The sequence below is a fragment of the Enterobacter cloacae complex sp. P29RS genome (assembly GCF_014893445.1).
In the GTDB taxonomy this organism is placed as follows: Bacteria; Pseudomonadota; Gammaproteobacteria; order Enterobacterales; family Enterobacteriaceae; genus Enterobacter; species Enterobacter intestinihominis.
Map to the genome: position 1 here is coordinate 13,593 of NZ_JADBPZ010000001.1, position 23,999 is coordinate 37,591.

The 23,999-nt window shown below is 54.9% G+C and carries 19 protein-coding genes; 6 read left to right on the top strand and 13 right to left on the bottom strand.

The genetic code is table 11. The features are described from left to right. Window positions 1-19 precede the first annotated feature (19 nt). Entirely contained in the window at window positions 20-949 is a 930-nt protein-coding gene (locus IM282_RS00075) for a LysR family transcriptional regulator (protein WP_192969971.1), read from the bottom strand. A gap of 129 nt (window positions 950-1,078) precedes the next feature. Between IM282_RS00075 and IM282_RS00080 the strand changes: the two genes are divergently transcribed. Further along, window positions 1,079-2,467: an MFS transporter gene (locus IM282_RS00080; RefSeq protein WP_023300130.1), complete on the top strand. Its 1,389-nt coding sequence runs from the start codon at window positions 1,079-1,081 to the stop codon at window positions 2,465-2,467. On the opposite strand, the gene IM282_RS00085 is transcribed toward IM282_RS00080, so the two are convergent. The 6 genes from IM282_RS00085 to IM282_RS00110 all read right to left on the bottom strand — a co-directional run bounded on the left by IM282_RS00085 (window position 2,446) and on the right by IM282_RS00110 (window position 8,738). Further along, a complete protein-coding gene (locus IM282_RS00085) occupies window positions 2,446-3,003 on the bottom strand; it encodes a hypothetical protein (RefSeq protein WP_192969972.1) in 558 nt (185 codons plus the stop codon). The genes IM282_RS00080 and IM282_RS00085 overlap by 22 nt on opposite strands. A gap of 120 nt (window positions 3,004-3,123) precedes the next feature. Further along, window positions 3,124-4,260, bottom strand: coding sequence for a type 1 fimbrial protein (locus tag IM282_RS00090; RefSeq protein WP_192969973.1), 1,137 nt, complete (start codon window positions 4,258-4,260; stop codon window positions 3,124-3,126). Between the two features lie 23 nt (window positions 4,261-4,283). Beyond that, complete coding sequence (locus IM282_RS00095; RefSeq protein WP_022648146.1) at window positions 4,284-4,862, bottom strand: fimbrial protein; 579 nt, start codon at window positions 4,860-4,862, stop codon at window positions 4,284-4,286. Beyond that, window positions 4,862-7,444 carry a fimbria/pilus outer membrane usher protein gene (locus IM282_RS00100; protein ID WP_108367568.1) on the bottom strand — a complete coding sequence of 861 codons (2,583 nt, stop codon included), beginning with the start codon at window positions 7,442-7,444 and terminating at the stop codon, window positions 4,862-4,864. The genes IM282_RS00095 and IM282_RS00100 overlap by 1 nt, the downstream gene beginning before the upstream one ends. A gap of 38 nt (window positions 7,445-7,482) precedes the next feature. After that, window positions 7,483-8,166: a fimbria/pilus periplasmic chaperone gene (locus IM282_RS00105; RefSeq protein WP_022648148.1), complete on the bottom strand. Its 684-nt coding sequence runs from the start codon at window positions 8,164-8,166 to the stop codon at window positions 7,483-7,485. Between the two features lie 44 nt (window positions 8,167-8,210). Next, a complete protein-coding gene (locus IM282_RS00110) occupies window positions 8,211-8,738 on the bottom strand; it encodes a fimbrial protein (RefSeq protein WP_022648149.1) in 528 nt (175 codons plus the stop codon). Between the two features lie 367 nt (window positions 8,739-9,105). On the opposite strand from IM282_RS00110, the gene IM282_RS00115 reads away from it, so the two are divergent. Genes IM282_RS00115 through IM282_RS21960 form a run of 4 tightly spaced genes read left to right on the top strand, consistent with a single transcriptional unit; the run spans window position 9,106 to window position 14,083 of the window. Then, entirely contained in the window at window positions 9,106-9,717 is a 612-nt protein-coding gene (locus IM282_RS00115) for a fimbrial protein (protein WP_192969974.1), read from the top strand. A 59-nt stretch (window positions 9,718-9,776) separates the two neighbouring features. Continuing rightward, a complete protein-coding gene (locus IM282_RS00120) occupies window positions 9,777-10,445 on the top strand; it encodes a molecular chaperone (RefSeq protein ID WP_023300135.1) in 669 nt (222 codons plus the stop codon). 44 nt (window positions 10,446-10,489) lie between these two features. Next, complete coding sequence (locus tag IM282_RS00125; RefSeq protein ID WP_226839794.1) at window positions 10,490-12,994, top strand: fimbria/pilus outer membrane usher protein; 2,505 nt, start codon at window positions 10,490-10,492, stop codon at window positions 12,992-12,994. 15 nt (window positions 12,995-13,009) lie between these two features. Then, a complete protein-coding gene (locus IM282_RS21960) occupies window positions 13,010-14,083 on the top strand; it encodes a fimbrial protein (RefSeq protein WP_022648153.1) in 1,074 nt (357 codons plus the stop codon). Between the two features lie 3 nt (window positions 14,084-14,086). Here IM282_RS21960 and IM282_RS00135 read toward each other — a convergent pair whose 3' ends face one another. From IM282_RS00135 to IM282_RS00145, 3 genes are read right to left on the bottom strand one after another with little or no spacing between them, the layout of a single operon-like run. Beyond that, window positions 14,087-15,082, bottom strand: coding sequence for a DUF2891 domain-containing protein (locus IM282_RS00135; RefSeq protein WP_063149941.1), 996 nt, complete (start codon window positions 15,080-15,082; stop codon window positions 14,087-14,089). Between the two features lie 9 nt (window positions 15,083-15,091). Next, on the bottom strand, window positions 15,092-16,078 hold the full coding sequence (locus tag IM282_RS00140) for a DUF979 domain-containing protein (protein WP_063137760.1): 987 nt from the start codon (window positions 16,076-16,078) through the stop codon (window positions 15,092-15,094). After that, window positions 16,075-16,797 (bottom strand): DUF969 domain-containing protein, encoded by a 723-nt coding sequence (locus IM282_RS00145; RefSeq protein WP_108367571.1) that lies wholly within the window; start codon window positions 16,795-16,797, stop codon window positions 16,075-16,077. Before IM282_RS00145 ends, IM282_RS00140 begins: the two co-directional genes overlap by 4 nt. A 224-nt stretch (window positions 16,798-17,021) precedes the next feature. Between IM282_RS00145 and IM282_RS00150 the strand changes: the two genes are divergently transcribed. After that, window positions 17,022-17,570, top strand: coding sequence for a winged helix DNA-binding protein (locus IM282_RS00150; protein ID WP_022648157.1), 549 nt, complete (start codon window positions 17,022-17,024; stop codon window positions 17,568-17,570). Here the strand turns inward: IM282_RS00150 and glgX are convergent. From glgX to treZ, 3 genes are read right to left on the bottom strand one after another with little or no spacing between them, the layout of a single operon-like run. Then, window positions 17,567-19,642: a glycogen debranching protein GlgX gene (gene glgX / locus IM282_RS00155; protein ID WP_063145886.1), complete on the bottom strand. Its 2,076-nt coding sequence runs from the start codon at window positions 19,640-19,642 to the stop codon at window positions 17,567-17,569. The two genes, IM282_RS00150 and glgX, sit on opposite strands and share 4 nt — an antisense overlap. A 15-nt stretch (window positions 19,643-19,657) precedes the next feature. Next, the gene (gene treY, locus IM282_RS00160) at window positions 19,658-22,126 is read right to left on the bottom strand and encodes a malto-oligosyltrehalose synthase (RefSeq protein ID WP_192969975.1); all 2,469 of its coding nucleotides are present in this window, start codon (window positions 22,124-22,126) and stop codon (window positions 19,658-19,660) included. Beyond that, window positions 22,123-23,910: a malto-oligosyltrehalose trehalohydrolase gene (treZ, locus tag IM282_RS00165; protein ID WP_063200233.1), complete on the bottom strand. Its 1,788-nt coding sequence runs from the start codon at window positions 23,908-23,910 to the stop codon at window positions 22,123-22,125. Before treZ ends, treY begins: the two co-directional genes overlap by 4 nt. Window positions 23,911-23,999 lie beyond the last annotated feature (89 nt).

Genomic DNA, 23,999 nt, shown 5'->3' on the forward strand with positions numbered 1-23,999 from the left:
GCGGCGCGTATAGCAATCGCTATACAGGCCCCTTAATCATGTCTGACCTCTTCACTCTGCATATCGCAAGAATTTGCTCTCTCAGCCAGCGGTGCGCGGGATCGCGTTCCATTCTTGGGTGCCACATCTGTGATACCGTAATTAGACGGCTTTTGAACGGCAGCTCGAAAACCTGTACCTGGTCCGTTACCTGCTGATTGAGTAAATAGAGCGCGGGTATCATGGCGATAAGATCCGATGCCACCGCCACGGACAGCGCCGTCGGAAATCCCGGTACGACGCTCGCGATTTTACGTTTTGTTCCGAGTTCGGCCAGCGCATCGTCAACGGATCCGTGCAGTGCACCCTCGGGTGACGCTACCACATGGCCCCAGGCGACATAATCCTTCACCCCTATTTCTGCCTGCTTAGCCAGCGGATGCCCCTTACGCACGACGCCCACAAACCGATCCTCAAACAGTCGTTGCAGCCGTATTTCAGGCCCCATATTACTCTGGACGCCAATCTCCAGATCAACCAACCCTTCCCGAAGATAGCGCGACGTTTTTTCCGGCTTAGGCGCAAAGCGTATACAGACGTCCGGCGCGGCGTCGGCCACAGCCGCTATAAGCGCAGGCCCAAACGCCACCACAAAACCATCGTTTGCCCTGATGGTAAAAAGTCGCGCCAGACTTCGCGCGCTGAACATATCAGTTGAGGGCTGTAATACCGCCCTGGCCTCGTGCACTGCACGCCTGGCACGGTCCCGGGTCGCTTCGGCCCACGGGGTCAGTACCATATTACGTCCGGCGCGCACCAGAATCGGGTCGCCAGTGACGTCGCGTAACCTGCTTAATGTCCGGCTCATTGCCGAGGTGCTGAGGTTCAGACGACGTGCCGCGCCTGCCACGCTCGCTTCGCTCAGCAATATGTCGAGTGCTATCAGCAAATTAAAATCGGGTTCGGACATCTCCTTCCTCCCTGTAGATTCAGATAAGGCGTTTCATGCAACGATAAAGTGCAAATGGTGCGCCTTCCGCCCTGCAAAAGCCATCTTTATAGTTTTGTCATCCACACACTCTTCTCTAAGGACAACAAGATGATGCTTTTTTCCAGCCAACCCGGCGACGATGGACTGCCTGGCCCGACGCGCGCACGGGTGATGGCCGCGATAATGACCACCACGTTAATGGGCGTGTTTGATGGCACCATGATCAATATTGCCCTGCCCTCCATGGCTCAGGAGATGCAGGTGCCAGCCAGTTATGCCGTCTGGTTCGCCAACGGGTATCTGCTGGCGGCTGCAATGACGCTGGCGATATTCGCGGCGCTTGCGGCCCGCCTGGGTTATCGCCCCGTATTTCTGGCAGGCCTGACGACCTTTACCCTGACATCGCTGGGTTGCGCGCTGGCGAAAACGCCCGAAGTGCTTATCGGTATGCGCGTGCTTCAGGGGATCGGCGGCGCAGCGACGCTGAGTATTGCTCCCGCGATACTGCGGTCCGTATTTCCCGGACGATTGCTTGGCCGCATTCTGGGTTTGCACGCCCTGCTCATCGCCTCCAGCTCCGCTATCGGCCCGGTATTGGGCGGTACGATCCTTCACACCCTGAGCTGGCAATGGCTTTTTGCGATAAACGTTCTTCCCGGCACCCTCGCCTTGCTGCTGGCGGTCAAATCGCTGCCGCGGGATGCGGTTCGAAAGCAAGCGCCCTTTGACACCCTGGGCGCCATATTGTCGGCGCTGCTGTTGGGTTCGACGATCGTGGCGGCGAACAGCCTCCATGATGCTACTTATCACACAGGTAGTCTTTGCTGGACGGTTCTCGCTGCGCTGAGCGGCATGGCTTTTATCTGGCAGATCCGCCGCACGGATAACCCCTTACTGCCGCCAGCCATATTCAAAAATGAACGTTTTACCCTCGCGGCCTTAACGTCGATGATTGCTTTTGTCAGCCAGGGTATCACCTTTATTGCGCTGCCCTTCCTGTTTCAGAGCGAATACGGCTACAGTCCGGTGATTTCTGCCCTGCTATTTACGCCGTGGCCGTTAGGGATCGTGCTGATTGCGCCGCATGCAGGCCGGTGGGCGGACACGATTTCAGCCCCGGTGATTTCAACCCTGGGGCTGATGATTTTTGTCGTCGGTTTGATTCTGCTGGCAACATTACCCGCCAGCCCTTCGATGTGGGATATCTGCCTGCGAAGCCTGGTTTGCGGGATGGGATTTGGCTGCTTTCAGAGTCCCAATAACCGGGAAATGCTCTCAAACGTTAGTCGTGACTATGCGAGCTATGCATCCGGTGTGTTATCCATTATGCGCACGTTCGGGCAGTGTCTGGGGGCCGCCGCTGTGGGCGTACTGCTGGCGACAAATGAGAGAGCTATTCATGCTGCACTGTGGATCGCTGCGGCGGCTTCTGCCGTAGCGGTCATCGTCAGCGCGAGCCGACTGCGTAAAATCACTCATCCTGCGGAAACAGGTTGAGCGAGCAAAAGCTCCCGGGTCGCATCTTCAAAATTAGGGCGCGGCCCGTACACCACTTTTACATGCTGTAATTCATTAATAATTTCATTACTAATGTCTTGACCATAATCCACTGTAGAGGCGCTATCTTTATTGAAAACGACCGAATAGTGATGATCTATTCTGTATTTTTCAACGGTATCAGATATGACTCGCTGGCTTATATGCCGCAGGCGACCCTGCTCTGCCCGCAGTTGCGTGTTTTTACTCATATCATCGATCGCTTTCATTTCACGGCGCAAGGGTTCTGGCAGAGCATAATATTTTTTCTCAACTTTAAGCGCGGATTTTTTAGCTAATGCGAGAAGTATTTCGTTCTGCTTTTTTTCCTGTGCCAGTAACGGTGATTCACGCAGGATCCGCTTGTAAGAAATACATGCAACCCCTTTTTGTCCGGCGTGAGGCTTAAGGTGACCGTTAAAAGAATATAATCCTACAAGACACACAAAAATTAACAGAATGACTGAAAAGCGTGGCTCAGACCGTTTAGTAATCATTGTCAGTTCCACCGAATAAATAGGGTCGCAGAGGAAATGTACACGACAGAAACACATAACGGTAGCGCAGAGGTGTACAAAAATAAACCGCAGCGCTACCCCCTGTCATGATCAAAGGTATCAATTATATTTAAGGGTGATTGTCCCGGTGGCATTTGCTTGCCCTGGCGTGACAACGTCACTGGTTTTGTAATACCACGCTTTGAAACGTAAGGTTTCAGACTCTCCGGCCCCGCCTGCATTTGCCGGATCGCTATAGGTTGTTGCGGAGCCGATATCAGCAATCGCGGTACCATCGGCACCAAGCCCACTGCCTTGTGATGCGGCTTTTACACGACTGGAATTAAAAGCTTGTACCTCCTGACCAATGGCCCAGTAGGTAAAACTGCGTAGCGCCGGTTGATAGGCTGATATCACGACCCCCACACCGGTCGCCGTTGTACCCGATTCAGTCTGGTCTAAGGCAATCACTGAGCCATTATCATTGTCGCCCTCGGCAAGCGGCCCGTTGATGGTCATGGTCACGTTGGTGCCTGGCTGACAGCTCAGACCAACATCCTGTTCGGGTCCTTCCACCATCTTAAGATTATCAAACGCAGAGGTATCCACATCGCCCATATTAAACAGCAGGGAAGAAACGGATGCTGAGCATCCCATCGCATAGACTTCTATCTGTGTATTTGACAAATAGACTTCTGACGCATTATCACCGTTATCCGAACTGCTTTGCCCTTCACGAAATTCCACCGTCGCCAGTTTGCCGCTCTCAAGGGCCAGATTACCGCTCGGGATTGTACCCCCCGTCGCAATCAACTGCACACGATAGGCCGAGCCCGCCAGCGTATGGCTGCTCTCGCCATCGCCGGACTGCCATGAGTTATCAACCGCACGTTCATAATCATACGGACCGGCCTGGTTAAGCGTGTAGGTCTTAATGCCGATACCCGGTATCGTGGTCGGGTAGATATTATCTCCTACCGGCGACGCCGATGCTAAATGAGTCGGGTTATAATGAAATCCTACGTAATAATCCCTGCTACAGTTTTTAATCGTGACATCCCCATCCGTCCCGCTGATATATCCAGAATCGTATAACACTTCGCCAAAGGTATAATTTTTCGCACTGACCAACAGTTTCGAGGGTAATGGGATCGTCGTAACGGTAACATCATCGCCGTTATCCCGGTTACAGGCTGCATGACTTAATAGTGGGACTGTCCCCAGCAATAACACCAGATAATATAAATATTTTGACATGAAATTAGTCTGCTCACTTAAGCTCAGTTATAAACAACATTCAATGTAATCGCACTGCTGAATGCACCCGGTGTTGGGGTCCCATGTGGGGTATACATTCGGGCAGTAAAAGTCATCGCGCCGGTTTGGTTTTCGAGCGCAACCGGGTAGCTCACGCCGTTGGCCAGCGCGACACCGCTGATGGGATGTTCGTGGTCACGGATAAACAACTGAAGGCCGACATCGGTGGCGCCGCCTGCATCTGCCGCCACCTGATTGGCGTAAATGACAGAAGCATAAGCCGGATCTTCAGCGTAAGGTGCGCCTGTAAAGGTAACCGTTGCCTGGCTTAACCCTGCGGTGCAGCTGTCAAACGCGATGGTCACTGGCACATTTCCTGTGTTCCCCCCCGCTACGGCAAAGTCTTTCCAGTAATATTTCCCGAGGTCGACTGCCTCCGGTTTGGTGACGTTACATGAGCCATCAATAATGTTTCCGGTGACATGGAACTCAATATCATTGCGATCGGTGTACGCCATTGCCGGCGACACGCTCAGCATGAATACCATTCCCGGGCCGATGAGCGATTTAAGGCCGGAACGGAGAATAATGAAGCGTGACATTAATTTGCTCCCGATACGGGATGGCAAACCCCGTTGATGAATAAAATATCGGCCTCTGTTTTAGCGCCGGCAAGTGTGTAATCAACGGCGCACTGCTTGTTCGCCGTCTCCCCCCACTTAACAATTAACCGCCCTTTCCCGGCGAGCCCGACGAGATACACTTCCCCGCCGTCGCCAACAATACTGCTGCGCGTGTCATCCGACTCGCCGCTGGTTTGTGTTACTACTGCGCCAAACGGCACCGGTTTACCGTTGTAGGTCAGCGTCATCATCGCCTTTTGTCCAATCCAGGTGTTGTACTTCACGCGTACTACCGCCCCTTTGGTCGGCACCACGGTTTTGGCGATGTTATCAATGGCCGCAGAAGTATCGCTGGCATCCACTGTGTTGAGTGAGATCGAATTGCTGTGATACGGACGAACGTACGGCACAATGGCGTTACCGAAATAATCGGTATGAACGTTCGTCTGCCCGTTGATCGGCATACCGGAAACACCCGGTGTTTCAACCAGCGCTACGCTATCGTTGAGCTGACGCGCCAGGGTGATACCGTCGCGATGCAGCACCATGCCCCCGCGCAGGCTGTAATTCACTCGTCGGCTGTAATCGTCGTAGCTATAGCCTGCGGACATATCGGCATAAGTACTTTGATAACCCACAGTGACATTGCCGTTAGTAGCTTCAGAATCGGCGTTATAGCCTTCTGAAACCTGCCAGTTCAGCTGGTTTTCCTGCATCGCGGTACCGGAAATTCCGATGTTGTGCGTGGTATCGCCGTTTTTACTACTGTTCATCGAATAGTTAGCCGAAACAGACCGGGCCGCTTCACTGTGGCTGAAGGCGCTGAACGGTACGCTCAGGTTAAGCGAGAAGACGTTATCGTCGTCGTAGTTATCGGAATCGTTATTGTAACCGCCATTGACGTTTTTAGAGTGGGCATAGTTCAGCGAGTACGACACCGGTCCAAGCGTGCTGCTGAAGCCCAGGTTCATGGAGTCCGCATGTTCACTGTTCCAGTAAGAGGCGTCGTACATGCTCAGTGACAGGGTGCCGAAAGGCAACGTCTGTGAGATTGTCACATCAAAACGGTTTCGCTCCCGGCCATTATCAATAGTGCTATTGCCCGGATCCCAGTCATTGAGGAAGTCCTGAAACGAAAGATAACCCCGGGTTGAAAATTTATAACCGGCGACGGCAATATCGGTGTTGGTCTGCTGAAGCGTCTTACTGTAGCGCACGCGATACGACTGGCCGCTATGGTGTTCCTGTTGTCGCATGTTGTCCGGCTGCGGGATATCCGCCCACGACTGGGAAATATCAAATGAGAGCGCTCCGGCGCTGCCCATATTAAAACCAGTTCCGGCAATCAGGTTGGAATAATTGTCTTCCGCCTGAATATAGCCGCCGTAAAGCGTGATCCCTTTTCCGACGCCCCAGGCCGCTGATCCCTGAATAAAGTTAAAATCCTCTGCACGTGAACCCGACCCGTCCTGACGGGTTTTGCCCGCCACCAGGCCATACTGTACCTGACCTTCACGTTGCAATACCGGCAGCGTGGCGTAAGGCACAATAAAGCTACTTTGCGTACCGTCGGACTCTTTGATCACCACCTGCAGATCGCCGGAGCTGCCGGTCGGATACATATCGCTGAATTCAAACGGCCCCGGCGGCACGGTAGCCTTATAAATGCTGTGACCGTTCTGGTATACCGTCACTTCGGCATTGCTGCGGGCTATACCGCGTATTACAGGGGCGAAGCCTTGCATGCTGTCCGGCTTCATATCGTTATCCGAGTACATCTGCACCCCGGTGAAACCGACGCTATCAAAAATGCCGCCGCGCGTGGTTCCTTGTCCCAGTACCAGCTGGCTTTTAAGAGATTTAATATCCCGTGAGGCGTAGGTATACACGGAATCCCAGTCATTTTCGGATTCGGAATGGGTATAGGTGGAATAGTTGCGAAAGCGCCAGGCGCCTACGTTCAGCCCCGGTTGCAGGCTAAGAAATTGATTACTGCTGTCTGTGCCGTTGCGCTGATGCAGATCCTGTTGACCTGAGACGCTGTAATTAAGTAAACCCGCCGTGATCCCTTCATCCCAGCGCTCCGGTGAAACATAACCCCTTGCGGTGTTAAATAAAGCAACCTGCGGCAGGATCAGGTCGAAACGCTGCTGCGCCAGATCGATTTTTTCGTCCGCGCCGGGGATGGTAAACAGATCCACACATTCGCTGGCTTTTTCCTGTTCGCCAAAATAGTTATCGACACGAACGTTCCAGGCTTTCAGCTGAGTGACGTTTAAGCATGCCCCTGTGCGGTCTGACGTAGGGGCACTTTTCAACCGTCGAAAAGAGAGGGTTTTACTGTCTACCAGATTGCCGTTGATAAAAATGTCGACGTTATAGTCCCCGGGCGGCACCTCATCTTTGGCAAACAGACTGAGATCCATTGCTGGCACTTCTGCGCTGTCTGTTTCCAAAAGATGAGGGTTGAAATGTTCCTGCGCACGTGCGCTGAAAGAACTAAAGACAACACTGAGCCCGAGCCCTAAAGAAAGGACGTAGGTTTGTTTCACTTTTTCCATTGTAACCCTGTATCCGTGCGGGAGACTTACGGTGTCGATTAATATGAGGTGACTTTGTCCGGGCCTTTCACGCCATAATCATTAATAAGCGACCAGGTTACTTTGCCGTGAGGTGACATAACACCTTCAGAAATACTCAACGTGGAGAATGGCGCGACAAAATACTGTCCGCTTAACGCCTGGTGATTAATTTCAATTCGTGAGAAGTTCATATAAAAAGGTGTCGGATTATTGACCTGTAAACCCTTCGCGGTCAGGTTCCACTTAAGCTTTTCCGCACTGGATTCTGGCGTCTGCCCCTGTAATGCTGCCGGACGGTAGATCAGCTTAATCTTTGAGTTGATGGCAATTTGCATCGTATTTTTACCTTCACTACCGTCGGTAGCGGGGATCCCTTTCACGTTCAGCCATAACAGCGATTCACGATCTTCCGGAACAGGTAAACCTGAACGCACAATACGAATTGACGCTTTTTTCCCGGCTTCCAGACGGAATAGCGGTGGCGTAATAATCATATTTTCTTTTTTTAACGGGCTGCCTTTAGCCGGGCTAATCCACGACTGTACCAGGTTAGTAACCTTGTCAGAGTTTTCAACGGACAAAGAGGCGGCCTGGCGGGAGCCGTCAAAAATAACCCGCGTACTCCCGGTAACAATACTGGCGGACGCGTTCAGGCTGGCGGCGCTGGCCACGCAAAAAATAACAGCGGCGATGGGTTTCATAATGCACTCACAAACTAAAAAGGAGGGTTTCCCCTCCTGCGGAATCAGTTATAACGGACGTTGTAGGTAATAACAGCGTTAACATCGCCGGCAACGGCCTGCCCGGTGGCAATCATCTGCGCGGTATAGGTTTGACTCGCTGTGCCATCGGTGAAAGTAATAGGATCGTTATCTGCATTATTTTTGACGATGGTACCATTTGAGCCGCCCTGCTTGAGCTGAACGGCCACGTTGGTTGCCGCACCCAGCGTAGCAGTGTTTGCAAAATAGGATGGATCGGCTGCAACAGCATCAACAGGGCCTGAGAAGACAATATTTGCAGTCGTGCTGGTTGGGCAGTTATTCAGGTCGAACACAAACTGTTTTGGCGCGCCAAGGTCGCCTTTTGTAGCGAGGTCGGTTGCCGCCGTTGAGCCCAGATCAACGGTCGCATTTGCCGTGCCGCCATCAACGGCAATATCACAACCCTGATCGAGCACCGTTCCATTAAATGTGATAGTGTTAGAAGCCGTCGCCGCGCTCGCGCCACAGAAAGTCAGAATAAGCGTCGCACCAATTTTAGTCAGTTTCATTCGTTGATATCCCAATAGAAATAATAAATATCTTCATTTTTATTCCTGCCAGGACGAGACAATAACAAAGTAGCTCCACTGAGCTCACAATGAATAATGCACCGTTTGTGACAAGGCAAATATAAACCCTCAGGCAGGAATTAGATTCGCAACATCAATAAACGACATCAGCAAACCCGAAGTAAGGTTACAAGAAAGTTACGGAGTTTCGTAAAATAAAGTAATTTAATTTTAGACAACCTTTTGTTATGGCCTGAATTGGCATTTTGTTAGCATTCGCGCTGTTTTTTCTGAGCAATAACGCCACCGGCAGTGTTGCTAGCAGCATATCCAGACTGACATATTTGAGCGAATGAGAACAATAGGCATGATCAACAAAAAAAACATGATCGCATTAACCCTTTGTGGCCTGATGATGGCAAGTGGCAGTGCGCTGGCGGGCCTTCCTTCTGGTGACAGCGACAATAATATTAATACCAACCCAGAGAACGATGCGGGGACTCAGGGCACGGGCGGCGTAGTCCATTTTACCGGTAAGATTACCGATGCATCCTGTAATATCACCACCGACTCAGCAGGGCAAACCGTTGAATTAGGCACCTGGGCTGCAAGCTACTTTGCCACCCAAAAAGAGACCACGCGCACGCCTTTCCAGATCTCAGTTGAAGGTTGCCCGGATTCCGTTAAAACCGTTGCCGTGTTGTTTGATGGTAACAAAGATGCGAATGATAATACCCTGCTGGGTTTAAATTCCTCCGTGGACAGCGATGGCAATACGGCGACTGGCGTTGCCGTTAAACTCTATGAAAGCGACCGTAACACGCAGATTAAAATTGGTGATATTTCTCAGAGTATCGACCTTGCCGAAGGGGAAGATTCAAAAATACTCAATTTCTACGCCAATTATAATGCCACCACCGATGTCGTCAGCACCGGAGAAGCCGACGCAGATGCCAATTTCCTGATGGTTTATAACTGATCGACTGATGATAAGCAGAGCTTGCTCTGCTTATCTTTTACCTCTACGGGGATCTGAAAATGAAGAAACTCACCGCGGCCCTGTTCTTTTATTCGCTCGGCATGAGTCTGTCAGCACACGCGGGGGTTGTGATGGGCGGTACGCGTGTTGTTTACCTTGAGGGGCAAAGAGAAGTGGCATTTTCCATTACCAATATGGAAAAAGAAACCCCTTATCTTATTCAGTCGTGGATTGAAAATATTGACAGTAAGAATAAAACCGCTCCGCCCTTTATCGTGACGCCTACGTTATTTCGTTTAGATGCGGAACAGAAAAACTCGCTGCGCATCAATTATCTTGGAACGCCATTACCCACTGACCGGGAATCTGTTTTTTGGCTTAACATCAAAAATATTGCCCCGAGCAAAAAAGCAAACAGCAACAAATTGCAGATTAACGTGAAGTCAAAATTCAAGTTATTTTTCCGTCCCGCAGGGTTGAAAGGCAATGCCGAACTTGCCTACAAAAAATTAAAATTTACCTGTCGTAATAATACGCTTAGCGCACATAACCCCTCGCCCTGGTTTGTATCGTTTTACAAGGTCAGCGTTGGGAACACCGACGTTGAAATGCCGGGAATGATTGACCCCTTCTCCGATCGTCAATGGCACATTCCCTGCTCGGGGACCATTCGCTGGCAGGCGATCAACGATTACGGCGGGCTGACGAGAGTCGCCACGCAATCCTGACGCTGTGACAACACGCCTTTGGCGAATGTAGCCAACGACCGCACATGCATTCTCTCGGCCCACGCAATTTACCCCGCATTTATACGCTCGCGATGCTTGCGGGTGCGGTCACGTCTGGCATTCATGTGCGCCGGGCACAGGCCGATGAGTACTTCGATCCTCAGGCGCTGGAGATCACCGCAGATCAGCAGCAGGCTAGCGACTTAAGCTATTTTTCCCGACAAGGCGGTCAGCAGCCGGGACGTTATCGTGTCGCGGTTGTTGTTAACCAGACGCAGCGGGATGAGCGCGAAATTGCATTCGTTGATACCGGGGGAACGCTCTCACCGGTCCTCAACCTGGCGTACCTCAAGAGACTTGGGGTAAACATCGCGGCCTTCTCTTCGTTCGATGCGCTGCATGACGAGGAGACATTTACGGACATCGGCAAATATATTCCCGATGCGTCGACGCATTTTGACTTCACCCATCATCGGCTGGTTTTCAGCATTCCGCAGGCAGCCATGTTGCAAAAAAGTGCCGATTATATTCCTCCCGAACAGTGGGACGACGGCATCCCCGCTGCTTTTGTCGATTACAATCTTACGGGCTCGACAACCAACATCGACAATATTCATGACAACAGCAGCTATCTGAGCCTGCGATCCGGTATCAACCTGGGGGCGTGGCGTTTACGCAATTACGCCACGTTTGAATATGGTAATACCCATCACTGGCAGTCTCAGGGAACATCCCTCCAGCGGGCCATTACGCCGCTGAAGAGCGCGTTAACAATAGGGAATGCCTACACGTCTGGCGAGGTTTTTGACAGTTTTCAGTTTACGGGGCTTCAGCTTGCCTCGGATGAGAATATGCTGCCGGACAGCCAGCGCGGTTTCGCGCCCACGATCCGCGGGGTCGCTCACAGCAATGCCCGCGTCAGCGTTCGCCAGCACGGTTACACCATCTATGAAACCTATGTTGCGCCTGGCGCATTTGTCATTAGCGATCTCTTCCCCACTTCGCAAAGCGGCGATCTTGAGATCACGGTCCATGAAAGTGATGGCAGCGAACGCACGTTCACCCAACCCTACTCCTCGGTGGCCTTCATGCTACGGGAGAAACGACTGAAATTCAGCGCCAGCGCCGGACGGTATAACAGCCCTGACGCCGAGGGCGACACCCCGCCGTTTGTTCAGGCCTCCGCCTTTTACGGATTGTCTTCAAGCCTGACGCTGTACGGCGGAGCGGAGCTTTCCGGCCACTATCAGGCTCTCGCGCTGGGATTAGGTAAAGATTTTGGCCGGTTTGGGGCACTGGGTGTGGACACCGTTGCGGCGAAAGCACACCTCAGTGATGACAGGCTGGCCCTCGGGCAGCAAATACGCGCTCAGTACCAAAAAAATCTCGCTGAGACGAACACGTCGCTCACCCTTTCGACCAGCCATTATACGACGCATGACTTTTACAGTTTCAGTGAAGCAAATGATGACAGCGACCCAGACCAGCACGTGCATAACCGGCGTAACCGCACGCAGTTCAGTTTGACGCAGGATCTCGGTGCGCTGGGCAATATCAGCGCATCCTTTTACCGTCAGGATTACTGGAACGCCTCGGCGGTCGATCAAACCGTCCATCTTGGCTATTACGCTAACTACAAAGGGGTGTCGTTGAGTGTTGGGTATTATCTCACCCGCTCAAGCGCTGATGATAGCGACAACGAACGGGCGATAAACCTTAGCATCAGCGTCCCACTCAGCCGCTGGTTACCCGGCGCAACAACCAGCTACAGCCTCAACAATAACCTTGATGGCCATACTACCCGGCAGGTTTCGCTGTATGGTACGGCGCTGGCCCACGATCGCCTGAACTATAACCTCCAGCAGGGCTTCGACAACCAGGCCAATACCGCGAACAGCAACCTTGCGCTGGCTTATCACGGCGGTTATGGCAGCGCCAGTCTCGGGTACAGCCACGATCGCTATAGCAACCGCGTGAACTACGGCGCGGCAGGCGGCATTGTGGCAACACAGTATGGGGTGACGTTGAGCCAAAGCCTTGGGGATACCCTGGCGCTGATCCGCGCTGACGAGGCGTCGGACGTTCAGGTTGAAGGGGCGACCAATGTTCACACCGACTCCCGAGGTTATGCCGTGATGCCAACCTTATCGGCGTATCACAAAAACACCATTTCGCTGGATACCGAAACGCTGGCAGAAAATGTCGATCTGGACCAGAACAGCAGAACGATTGTGCCGACCAGCGGCGCGGTCGTCCTGGCGAATTACCATACCCACGTGGGCATCAGAACGCTCATCACCCTTACGGCACACGGGCGCCCGCTTCCATTCGGCGCCAGCGCGTATGTCTCGAACGGGACGTCTGCGAAATCAAGCGTCGGCATCGTTGGCGAAGCAGGACAGGTCTATCTCAGCGGCGTGCCGCTACGCGGGACCTTGCATGCCAGCTGGCGGCAGAAAGGCCAGGATATGCGCTGTAGCGCCCCATTACGCCTTCCGGATACCGCTGGCCGCACTCCGGTCACGCTTCTGAACCTTCAGTGCCAATAACTTACTGAGACACCTGTGAACAATATCAACCGTTTAATCAATCTCCTGATGCTCGCTTTTTTGCTGATTCACGCTACGGCAAGGGCGTCTCAGACCTGCCCGCCGACCATGGGCGATGCGGTCATTAACTTTCAAAACTACTCGATCACTGATAACCCATCGATCCCTCCGGGGTCGATGCTTTCAGGCGCTATCCTGGGCCAGGAAAACCGCTCGTTTTATAACTGTCCTGAGGGAACCGGCCCGGTAACGATGCGCTTTGTGGCCAATAACGCCTTAACCGTAGCGCCCGTCAGCGGCGTGGCGCCGAACGGTACGGGCGCCCCGGCCTCCGTTTATGACGTGCCAGATATTCCCGGCGTCGGGTTTGCGGTGGGCATTCGCGAAACCACGCACTGTGCAGCCGAACCCGTGCATTACATCGCCTCGGGGGATGACAGCGTTGCGATTTGCAGCACAAACGATCCCTCGCAAATGGCGACCCAGTTCTTCGTCGTGTTTTATAAAACCGCGCAGGAGATTGTCTATGAACAGCCGAACAGCGGGCAAATTCGCGCAGGAACGCTTATTCTGGAGGATGCTAACGGCGCGGTGATATCTGAAGCTGGCGTGACGGTGGAAGTCGCTGCCGCCGACCTGAAAGTGCATAAATCGAGCTGTTATATCTCGGATAACAACATCACCGTTAATATGGGACAAAGTAGCGTAAGCGATCTCAACAAAGGAATGGATGGGGATAAACACCGCTTCATCATCCCTCTGGTCTGTGACGCATCCCAAACGGCAGCGGTGAAGATCGGGTTCTTTGGTCCGACTGAAAAAGACGCGCAGAATCACGATGTGCTGGCGCTAAGTCAACAGGAGAGCGCCGCTACCGGCGTGGGGATCCGCATTCTGTATGGCGATAACTACGGTGCCGCCAGAGGCACAACCGTTCCTCTCAACAGCACCGGTGTCGAACCTTTTGCCAACGCTGCCCGGCAGACCGCGTTTTCCCTGGATTACGACGCACAATATGTGCGCACCGAAACCCAGGCCACCGCGGGGCTGGCAGACAGCCTGGCAACATTTAGTCTGATATACAACTAAGCGCTACTCCAGTGCCAGCAGCGCAAAACTCGCCAGCCAGTGCCCGCCGCTGTAGTGACTGCCGACAACATGCTCCACGCTTGCCGAGAGATGGCGCGCAACGGCATCGCGTAATGGCTTCCGGGCGTGATGATTTTCCGGCAGGGCGCGGGCAATGTGCTTCATACACCAGGCACGGCTGAGGTTGAGACCGTCCAGATGCGCGATTTTCGGGTCGGTGCGATCGCTCACCTCAGCCGGGTTCATGAGCGCAGAAACGGCGCCCACTTCAGGCAGAAACGCATCGAACCAGGCCGGGAAATCCTCCACCACCTTACTCATCAGCAGGGCCTCGGTCAGCGCTCCGGAGATATACTCGTCGCCACCCGGCTCATAATGCGCAGGATAATGCGTGTCCGCGAGGTAAAACCGCGTTGCCGCGTCCAGGATGGCGCGCTCAAGCGTGTCATCGTTCACCGCCCGGGCATAATCCAGCCCCAGCGCGAGCGCAAACGCCGTGTTGTAGTGCGTCCCGACGCGGATCGGATAGGTAAGCTTGCTGAGGTAATCCACCAGCCGCTGGCGAATATCCCGCGTTAACGGTTGCAGCGTCTGGTACCAGCGCTCCGCCTGCGGCAGTGACGATTGTTTCAGCTCCTGCGCCAGCGCCAGCAGCCAGCCGTAGCCATACGGTCGCTCAAACGACGCGCGGAACGGCGCGGTAAAATAGGCCAGCTCCTTCGCCACCTTCTCGTCGGTCAGGTGTTCTTCGAATAGAGTGATGATCTCTTCCCGACACGGCAGTTCGGGCCAGAGACGCAGGCAGCGCAGCAGCAGCCAGTAGCCGTGCACCGCAGAGTGCCAGTCAAAACAGCCGTAAAAGATCGGGTGCAGCTCGCGAGGCGGCAGAACGTCGCCGTCATCGTTGAGCAGATGCATAATGTGGTTCGGATATTCCTGACGTAAATAGGTCAACGGCATTCTGGCGAAGGCGTCAGCCTGATGTTGCGTTAATTCCATTGCAGCTCCTTAGCGAAACACGAGGAAATACATTAAGAACACGTTCACCACCAGCAAGGTTAACGCGGTCGGGATCTGGATCTTGATAACCTGATATTTGTCTTTTAGCTCCAGCAGCGCGGCGGGCACGATGTTGAAATTGGCGGCCATCGGGGTCATCAGCGTGCCGCAATAGCCTGCGTACATGCCGATAGCCAGCAATGGTGCCGGGTTACCGTGATGGACGTTAATCAGGAATGGCAGAGCGATACCGGCGCTTAACACCGGGAAGGCAGCGAAGGCGTTGCCCATAATCATGGTAAACAGCGCCATCCCCACGCAATAAATGACCACCAGCATGAAGCGGCTGTCCGGGTTCACAAACAGGCTGACCACCTTTTGTACCGATTCGCCGGTATTCGCCACCACAAACACCCCGCCGAGCATGGCGAGCATCTGCGGCAGGATCACCGCCCAGCCAATGGTATCGACCAGCCGACGCGACTGACGTACCGCATGCAGCGGCGTACCTTTTGTCAGCCACCAGCCGGTAAGGATAGCCGCCACGCAGGCCACGCACAGCGCCGCCAGCGTAAGCTGCTTCTGGTCGAGCAGATAGACACCGCCAATCGACACGCCTTTCAGAAACAGCGTCCCGATGACCGTCACCACCGGGATCATCAGCGCGGGCAAGAATAGCCAGTTTTTCAGCCGGTGTGATGAGGCAACCCGCTCCTCCTCGGTGGACATTTTATAGTGCCCCTTCCCGACCAGCCCGAAACCGGCCAGCAGCGCAATCACGATAACGGCGCCGCCAATAATGCGATACGCCAGCGACTTACCCAGCTCCTGCACCATCAGATCGCCAAACAGGAAGATCCCGCCGAACAGAAACCAGAACAGCGCGGTGGTATAGCGTTTTGGGTTAGCGCGATCGCGAAGGGTCATCACAACCAGCAGCATCACGACAAAGCCGATCAGGTAGTACACGCGGTTAATGGTAATGAGGGTCATCATGGTGCGATCTCCTGCGTACCCTGCTCTGCTTTCCAGGCCATCACGTCGCGACGAATGCTGGCATCGAGGCGCAGCAGACGCGTCATATGGATGAACAGTGCCGCAATAGCGGTCGGAATGGCCCACAGGCCGATATGCAGCGGTTCGATCCCCTCGATACCGTTCTCTTTCAGGAACGCATCAATCAGCAGTACCGCGCCAAAGGCAATAAAGATATCTTCCCCAAAGAAAACCGCGATATTGTCACACGCGGCGGCATGGGCTTTGATTTTGTCGCGGATAGTCTGCGGCAGTTCGCCGTATTCATTCAGGGCCGCCCCTTCCGCCATCGGCGCCAGTAGCGGACGCACCGTTTGCGCGTGGCCGCCAAGGGACATCAGGCCCAGCGCAGCCGTCCCTTCGCGGGCAACAAAGTAGAGCATCAGGATACGCGCCGAGGTGGCGCTGGCGATCTTCGCGACCCAGGCCTGGGCGCGCTCTTTCAGCCCGTAATACTCCAGCAGGCCAATCACCGGCAGGATCAGAATGAAGGTGGCAAGCGATCGGCTATTCACGAACTTTTCGCCAAAGGTTTCCAGCAGCATACCGAAATCCATGCCAACCAGCAGGCCCGTCGCCAGCCCCGCCACCACGACAACCAGCAGCGGGTTGAAACGCAGTGCAAAACCAATAACCACCACCGGAATCCCGATAAGTGGCAACAGTGTAGAACTGTCCATAAACGTTACCCTATCCAAAGTGAGCGTTGCGCGCCGACGGCTATTTTTTATACTTCGCAGCAGAGCGAAGCCGGTGCATTACGGCGCGCGATGTTGTGTTTTGCGTCAGGCTCCACAGAACCTGCACTAAAAAGCTATATCTGAACGTCAAAAACATGTAAACAATTTATCAATAAAATGTTCTTATTTTATCGACGGGTTTACATTCTGGAGAAAGGATCGGTATGACGACAAAGAAAACGAAAACAGCGTTAAACCACGACGACATTGCGGACGGGCGTATCGTCTCCTCCCGCCATCTCGTCTCAGAGCGGTGTGCCGAACTGTCGGAGCTGGAATACGCGTTGATCATGACCAGCAATGCGTTTAACAAATGGATGGTGCGCTGCATGACCGCAGCAGGTGAACCGGATATGGGCGCTTTCGACGTCTCGCTTCTGCACCACGTAAACCACCGCAACCGCAAGAAAAAGCTGGCCGACATCTGCTTTGTGCTGAACGTGGAAGATACCCACGTGGTGACGTATGCGCTGAAAAAGCTGGTAAAGGCGGGTTACGTCACCAGTGAAAAAGCGGGGAAAGAGCTCTTTTTCTCGACGACGGAGGAAGGCAAAGCGCTGTGCATGAAGTACCGGGAGGTACGGGAAGCCTGCCTGATCAACATTCATGCGGAAAGCGGCATTCCAGGCGCGTCGATTGGTGAGACCGCGCAGTTACTCCGCGCGATCTCCTCCCTGTATGATACCGCCGCACGTGCGGCGGCCTCGCTTTAAGGACGGCGGAAAAGCGTTATGCTCCGCCCGGCCAGTTCATAATCGACGGATTCCGTGATGATTTCCCCTGTGGGGGCATCATCCGCCGTCGAAAGCTCCAGCACCCAGCCCCCTTCGCCAAACTGCGGGATCTGGAATGGCACCGTGCCTTCAAACGGGTTAAACAGCATCAGCACGTCGTGCCAGATGCCCTCTTCCTGCTCAAGATCCGGACGGCTGATGGCAAGACCAAGGGTGGAACCCTCGTCCCACTGCTCAGACTGCTGCGGTCCGCCACCGGCGTTAAACCAGCGGATCTCAAGCCCGTCGCGCCAGTTTTCACGGCGCAGCAGCGGCTGCTCAGCGCGCAGAGCAATCAACCGACGGGTAAAGTCGCGCAGCTTCTCGTCGTTTTCAGAGAGTCCTTCCCAGTTTATCCAGGAGATCTCGCTGTCCTGGCAATAGCCGTTATTATTGCCCTTTTGCGTCCGGCCAAACTCATCACCTGCCAGCAGCATCGGCGTGCCGTGGGAGAAGAAGAGCGTGGTGAGGAAGTTGCGCTTTTGCCGCTCGCGGGTGGCGATGATATCGGGGTTCTCCGTCGGCCCTTCTTCACCGTAGTTATACGACCGGTTATCGTTATGTCCGTCGTTATTATCTTCCCCGTTATCGGCGTTATGCTTCTCGTTGTAGGACACCAGGTCGTTCAGCGTAAAGCCGTCATGCGCGGTGATAAAATTGACGCTGGCCCACGGACGACGTCCGCGCAGATCGTACAAATCACCGGACCCTAACAGACGGGCGGCAAAATCGTTAGAAACGTTATCTCCCTTCCAGTATTCACGTACCGTGTCGCGGTATTTGTCGTTCCACTCGCCCCAGCCTGGCGGGAAGCCCCCCACCTGATACCCCCCTGGGCCAATATCCCACGGTTCACCGATAAGCTTCAGCTTCGACAGCACCGGATCCTGGGTCACGGCATCAAAGAAGCCGCCGCGCGGGTCGAATCCCTCCGGCTCGCGTCCGAGAATGGTTCCGAGGTCAAAGCGGAAACCGTCAATCTGCATCGATTCCGCCCAGTAACGCAGGGAGTCCATGACCATCTGCAACACGCGCGGGTGCGAGGTGTTTACGGTGTTTCCGGTGCCAGTGTCATTAATGTAATACCGGTGCTGATCCGGCATGGTGCGGTAATAGCAGAAGTTATCAATCCCCTTAAACGACAGGGTTGGTCCCAGCTCGTTGCCCTCCGCCGTGTGGTTATAGACCACGTCTAGGATCACCTCGATGCCCGCGTCATGATAAGCACGCACCATGTCGCGGAAACCCTGGATCCCCGCCGGGCCGTAATAGCGGGACGCTGGCGCAAAGAAACCGAGCGAGTTATAGCCCCAGAAGTTTTTCAGGCCGCGATCGAGCAGGTGCTGATCGTCAGGGAACCAGTGAACCGGTAGCAGCTCGACCGAGGTAATGCCGAGGCTTTTAATGTACTCCACCGAGGCTTTATGCCCCATCCCCTCAAACGTACCGCGCAGTTCAGGCGGAATAGCCGGGTTAAGCTGGGTAAAGCCTTTTACGTGGCTTTCATAGACCACGGTATGCGGCCACGGGATATCGGGCCGGCGTGAGTCCTGCCAGTCAACGGCATTGGGGTCGATGACCTTACATTTGGGCGTAAACGGCGCGCTGTCTCGCGTGTCAAAACTGAGATCCAGCTCGTCGTGTCCCATCTCATAGCCGAAGTGGGCATCGTTCCACTCAATTTCACCTACCAGTTCACGGGCATAGGGGTCAATAAGCAGCTTATTGGGGTTGAAGCGGTGACCGTTCTCCGGATCGTAGGGGCCGTAAACGCGGTAGCCATACAGCGCCCCCGGTTTCAGGTCCGGCACATAGCCGTGCCAGACCTCATGGGTATATTCCGGCAGTTCCAGACGGGCGATTTCTGTTTTTCCCGAAGGATCAAACAGACACAACTCCACCCGCTCCGCGTGGGCGGAAAACAGGGCGAAGTTCACCCCTTTCCCGTCATAATTTGCGCCCAACTGCTGGCCATGACCGGCCCGAATTTCAAACGTTGTATCCTTTGGCATTTTTGTTCTCCTCGATTATTCGCAGGTAAGCAGAACCAACAAACATCCCTTTTCAGACGTTAAATCCAGCGTCTCTGGCAGAAGGCGACGCTCACCGGTAAACAGATCCCGGTAGTGCTTCCCGGCCAGCGCCTGGGGTATGGCCACGGTAGTATTGGCCCACAGCATCGCATTATCGGTGACGTCAAACACCAGGCGCGGCACGGCGACGATCAGCGCCTCGTCATCTTTGATGCGGGCATAAACGATCAGATTCTCCTCCCGCTCGCCGGTTACCTTCAGCGGCAGCCAGTCGCCGTAGCGGAAAAGCGCGGGGTAATGTGGCCGAAGCCGTAACAGCGTGGCGGTGACGTACTGCTTCACGCTGCCGTCTCGCCAGCGTTGCGTATCGTTAAAGAGTGCTGCATCCGCCGTGCTGAGATTTTTCGCCAGCGCGGTGAAATCCGGTTCGCGGCGGTTATCCGGGTCGACCAGGCTGAAGTTAAGCCCCTCGCTGCCCTGGTAGATGTCCGGTACGCCAGGCGCAGTCAGTTTGATCACCGTCTGGCTCAGGCTGTTCATTAACCCAGCCCGAATAAACGGCTGGAGTGCGGCACTGAAATCACGCAGGAACAGGGTGTTATCCGGGGAAAGCAGATGGCGCACGTAGTCCAGGACCACGCTCTCGTAACCTTCGTTGCTGTCGATCCAGTCGGTACGCTGCTTGGCCTCGCGCAGGGCTTTCTCGATAAAGCCGAGGAAACGCTCTTCCAGTGACTTAAGGCCATCACGATCCTCAGGCGACAGGGTTGCTGGCCAGACGCCCGCCAGAGCCTGGAAGATCATCCAGGTGTCGGCGGCGTTCGGCGCGGTGCCGTCGTTGAGGAATCGGACCTGCGTCTGGTTCATCTGCCGCCAGCGCGCCAGATTTTCTCCCCACAGATCTGGCGCTTCCGTCAGCGTATACAGACGAGCTCGTGCATCCTCGCCGCGTTTGGTGTCGTGGGTGGAGGTTCCCAGCAGCGCATCGGGCTGGCGGGCAAGTCGAATGCGCATCTCCTGATGAAAACGGGAAAGTGAAAACGCGCGCGGCGTCGGGTCGGCGCCGACTTCGTTCAGGGCCAGCTCCAGGTTATGGCGGAAGAACAGCGTATCCTCTACCGATTTCGCCATCAGCGGCCCGGTCAGCTGCTGAAAACGGGTGCGGAAAAGCGAGGCCAGCGCGTGGTCATGCGCCGGCAGATCGCCGGTGAGAATACGCACGATAAGGCTCAGAGCGGGTTCAGAGGTGTTGACGCTGGCGACCACGCGGCTGAGCAGCGCCACATCCGGTGACGTCAGCCCCTCAGCGGTGCCGTAGGTGCGATACACCGGAAACGCGATAAGCAGCTCGCGTAGGGCATGGCGGATATCCTCATGCTCCACTTCGGCACCGTTATGCCCGGCCAGCTCGCTGGCTATTTTGAGCAGCGTGGTAAATTCACCTTCAAAATTACGATCGGTCATCAGGCCTTTGGCGTTGCGAAGTTCCGCCTGCCTGTCAACGGTCGTACCCAGTGTCTCGTCGTAGAGCGTCTCCAGCCGCGAGAGGTTGGTATCATCCACCAGCACTTCCGCCAGGGAGGCGATAAACTCATAGCCCGTAGTACCTGAGATGGGCCACTCCGGAGGAAGCTGTTCCCCTTTGGCGAGGATCTTCTCTACCGTGATGTAGCAATCCGGTCCGGTCGCCGCACGCAGTCGCTGCAAATAGCCCAGCGGATCGGCAAGCCCGTCCACATGGTCAATGCGCAGGCCGTCGACAACCCCGGCGTGGACAAGCTCAAGGATCAGGCGGTGCGTGTCTGCGAATACCGCCTCATCCTCTACCCGCACGCCGACCAGCCCGGTGATTTCAAAAAAGCGCCGCCATGAAAGCTGTTTCGGCGCTTCCCGCCAGGACATCAGCCGCCAGCTTTGCGCCTCGTGGATCTCAGCGATGCTCTTGCCTTCGGCATACGTGCCGGGATTAAGCGGATAGGCGGTATCATAGTAAACCAACGCCGCGCCGTCGGTGACACTGTCACGTTTTAGGGTGATAGCCCCCCGCTCCAGTTCGGCTTCAAAGGTGTCGCCAAGAAACGGCAACGTCAGGGGTCGGGACCAGTCGATATCAAAATATGCCGCATAGCGGCTCTGCCGACCGTGCTCGATAACATCGCGCCACCAGCGGTTTTCCAGCGAGGTCGACATATGGTTAGGAACGATATCCAGAATCAGCCCCATTCCCGCCTGCTTTAATGCTGCCGCCATGCGGTCAAACCCTTCCCGCCCGCCAATCGCCGGGTCGATTTCGTTGGGGTCGGTCACGTCATAGCCGTGGGTGGAATCCGTGGTTGCGGTGAAAACAGGCGACGCGTAAAGATGGCTAATTCCGAGGTCTTTCATATACGGAATCAGCTCTACCACGCGATCGAAGGTCATGCCGTTGCGAAACTGAATTCGGTAAGTAGAGGAAGGGATCATAGCGCTGCTTCTCCATCAGCAAAGCGAACAACAATGCTGTTCGGCGGCAGGTTTTCGACTGCCTCCGGCCAGCTAAAGATCGTTTTTCCGGGCAGGTCCGCTAAGGCGAGGGGCTTTTTGCCGATATTCAGCGCCAGCGACAGCGTACCGGACGGAAAACGCCAGCTCACGGCAACCATGCCGAGCGCCGTTTGCAGGACGTTACCCTCCACGGCGCCCCGCTGTTTCAGTAACGGGACGATAAAGCGTTGACGCAGCGCAATCAGTTCGCGCGTAACGTGCAGCCACGCCCTGCCTTCCTCTGTGTCTGCCTTGTTCCAGTCAAGCTTCGACCGCATAAAGGTATTTACGTCATTGGGATCCGGTACGGTTTCATCGTGCCCGGCATGGCCGGTAAACTCTTTCGCGCGCCCCTCCCGCACGGCTTTCGCCAGGTCGCCATGGAAGTCGGTGAAAAAGAGGAACGGATGCGTTTCGCCATACTCCTCACCCATAAACAGCAGCGGGATATGTGGCGACAGGAGCAGCGCCGCGAATAGCACGCGCGTTTTCTCCGCCCCAGCCAGAGAGATAAGCCTCTCCCCCTGGGCACGGTTGCCGACCTGGTCGTGATTCTGAATAAAATCGACAAAAAACTGCGGTGGTTGCTCGCGACACTCTACCCCGCGCGATTTCCCGGTCTGAAGCGAGATTTCCCCCTGGTAGACAAAGCCCTCTGCCAGCGCCCGCGCCAGCTTTTTCTCCGGCTCAAAGGCAAAATCCTGATAATAGGCGTGTGATTCCCCGGTCGCGAAGACATGCGCGGCGTTGTGAAAATCATCATTCCATTCGGCGGTGAAAAGCGGCGTCTGACCATGTTCATCGCGCGGGTGCAGGAAAATCACGTTGCGACTGTCTTCGGTGGTCAGATGGATATGCCGATCCGGAAAGGCGTCGCGGATCCGTTGCGCTATCTCGGGAAGAATATGGGTCTCAGCGTCGTCATGGATCTGGTCGATGGCGTCGAAGCGCAGACCGTCAAGATGATACTCCGAGAGCCAGAATAACGGCGCCTCAGCGATGTATTGCCGGACGGCTTCAACCTCATAGGCTATACCGTTGCCCCACGGGGTCATACGATCCTGATGGAAAAACGCCGGCGAGAGCAACGGCAGGTAGTTCCCTTCCGGGCCAAAGTGGTTGAGTACAATATCCAGCACCACGGAAAGCCCGAGCGCGTGGGCGGCATCGATGAAGGCATGAAAATCATCCGGTGTGCCATAAGCTGAGTGCGGGGCATACAGCAGTACGCCATCATACCCCCATCCGCGCGCGCCCCCGAACTGGGACACGGGCATCACTTCCAGTTGCGTAATACCCAGTTCGGCCAGATAAGGCAATTTATCGATGGCCGCCCTGAAGGTTCCTTCCCCGGTGAAGGTGCCGATATGCATCTCGTAGATCACCGTCTCTTCCCAAGGCCGCCCTTGCCATTCCCGCTGTGCGGGCAGGTTGTGACGCGGGTCGATTACCACCGACGGGCCGTTGACGTCAGCCTGTTGCGCGCGCGAGGCCGGATCCGGCACCGCCATTCCATCCTGTAAAACAAACTGATACGGCGTACCGTGTCTGACGCCGGGCACGTCAACCTGAAACCAGCCGTCGCCCACCGCCGCCATCGGAATGTCGGTGTCGGTTAAACGCAACGTGAGATCTTTCTGCCCTTCTGCCCAGACGCGAAAACGTACAACGTCATCGGAAATAAATTCAGCACCCCAGTGCCTGCGACATGTTCTGAATTCCATTCATTGTCCTCGAATGACCACATTTTACGCGGAACGAAATACAAGCTTAGACCAGGATGAACAGAGTGTTATGCCAGCAGGGTATGCCG

Coding starts and splice junctions, on each gene's coding strand:
- IM282_RS00075 (WP_192969971.1), bottom strand. CDS start 949: ATGTCCGAACCCGATTTTAATTTGCTGATAGCACTCGACATATTGCTG.
- IM282_RS00080 (WP_023300130.1), top strand. CDS start 1,079: ATGATGCTTTTTTCCAGCCAACCCGGCGACGATGGACTGCCTGGCCCG.
- IM282_RS00085 (WP_192969972.1), bottom strand. CDS start 3,003: ATGATTACTAAACGGTCTGAGCCACGCTTTTCAGTCATTCTGTTAATT.
- IM282_RS00090 (WP_192969973.1), bottom strand. CDS start 4,260: ATGTCAAAATATTTATATTATCTGGTGTTATTGCTGGGGACAGTCCCA.
- IM282_RS00095 (WP_022648146.1), bottom strand. CDS start 4,862: ATGTCACGCTTCATTATTCTCCGTTCCGGCCTTAAATCGCTCATCGGC.
- IM282_RS00100 (WP_108367568.1), bottom strand. CDS start 7,444: ATGGAAAAAGTGAAACAAACCTACGTCCTTTCTTTAGGGCTCGGGCTC.
- IM282_RS00105 (WP_022648148.1), bottom strand. CDS start 8,166: ATGAAACCCATCGCCGCTGTTATTTTTTGCGTGGCCAGCGCCGCCAGC.
- IM282_RS00110 (WP_022648149.1), bottom strand. CDS start 8,738: ATGAAACTGACTAAAATTGGTGCGACGCTTATTCTGACTTTCTGTGGC.
- IM282_RS00115 (WP_192969974.1), top strand. CDS start 9,106: ATGATCAACAAAAAAAACATGATCGCATTAACCCTTTGTGGCCTGATG.
- IM282_RS00120 (WP_023300135.1), top strand. CDS start 9,777: ATGAAGAAACTCACCGCGGCCCTGTTCTTTTATTCGCTCGGCATGAGT.
- IM282_RS00125 (WP_226839794.1), top strand. CDS start 10,490: ATGCATTCTCTCGGCCCACGCAATTTACCCCGCATTTATACGCTCGCG.
- IM282_RS00135 (WP_063149941.1), bottom strand. CDS start 15,082: ATGGAATTAACGCAACATCAGGCTGACGCCTTCGCCAGAATGCCGTTG.
- IM282_RS00140 (WP_063137760.1), bottom strand. CDS start 16,078: ATGATGACCCTCATTACCATTAACCGCGTGTACTACCTGATCGGCTTT.
- IM282_RS00145 (WP_108367571.1), bottom strand. CDS start 16,797: ATGGACAGTTCTACACTGTTGCCACTTATCGGGATTCCGGTGGTGGTT.
- IM282_RS00150 (WP_022648157.1), top strand. CDS start 17,022: ATGACGACAAAGAAAACGAAAACAGCGTTAAACCACGACGACATTGCG.
- glgX (WP_063145886.1), bottom strand. CDS start 19,642: ATGCCAAAGGATACAACGTTTGAAATTCGGGCCGGTCATGGCCAGCAG.
- treY (WP_192969975.1), bottom strand. CDS start 22,126: ATGATCCCTTCCTCTACTTACCGAATTCAGTTTCGCAACGGCATGACC.
- treZ (WP_063200233.1), bottom strand. CDS start 23,910: ATGGAATTCAGAACATGTCGCAGGCACTGGGGTGCTGAATTTATTTCC.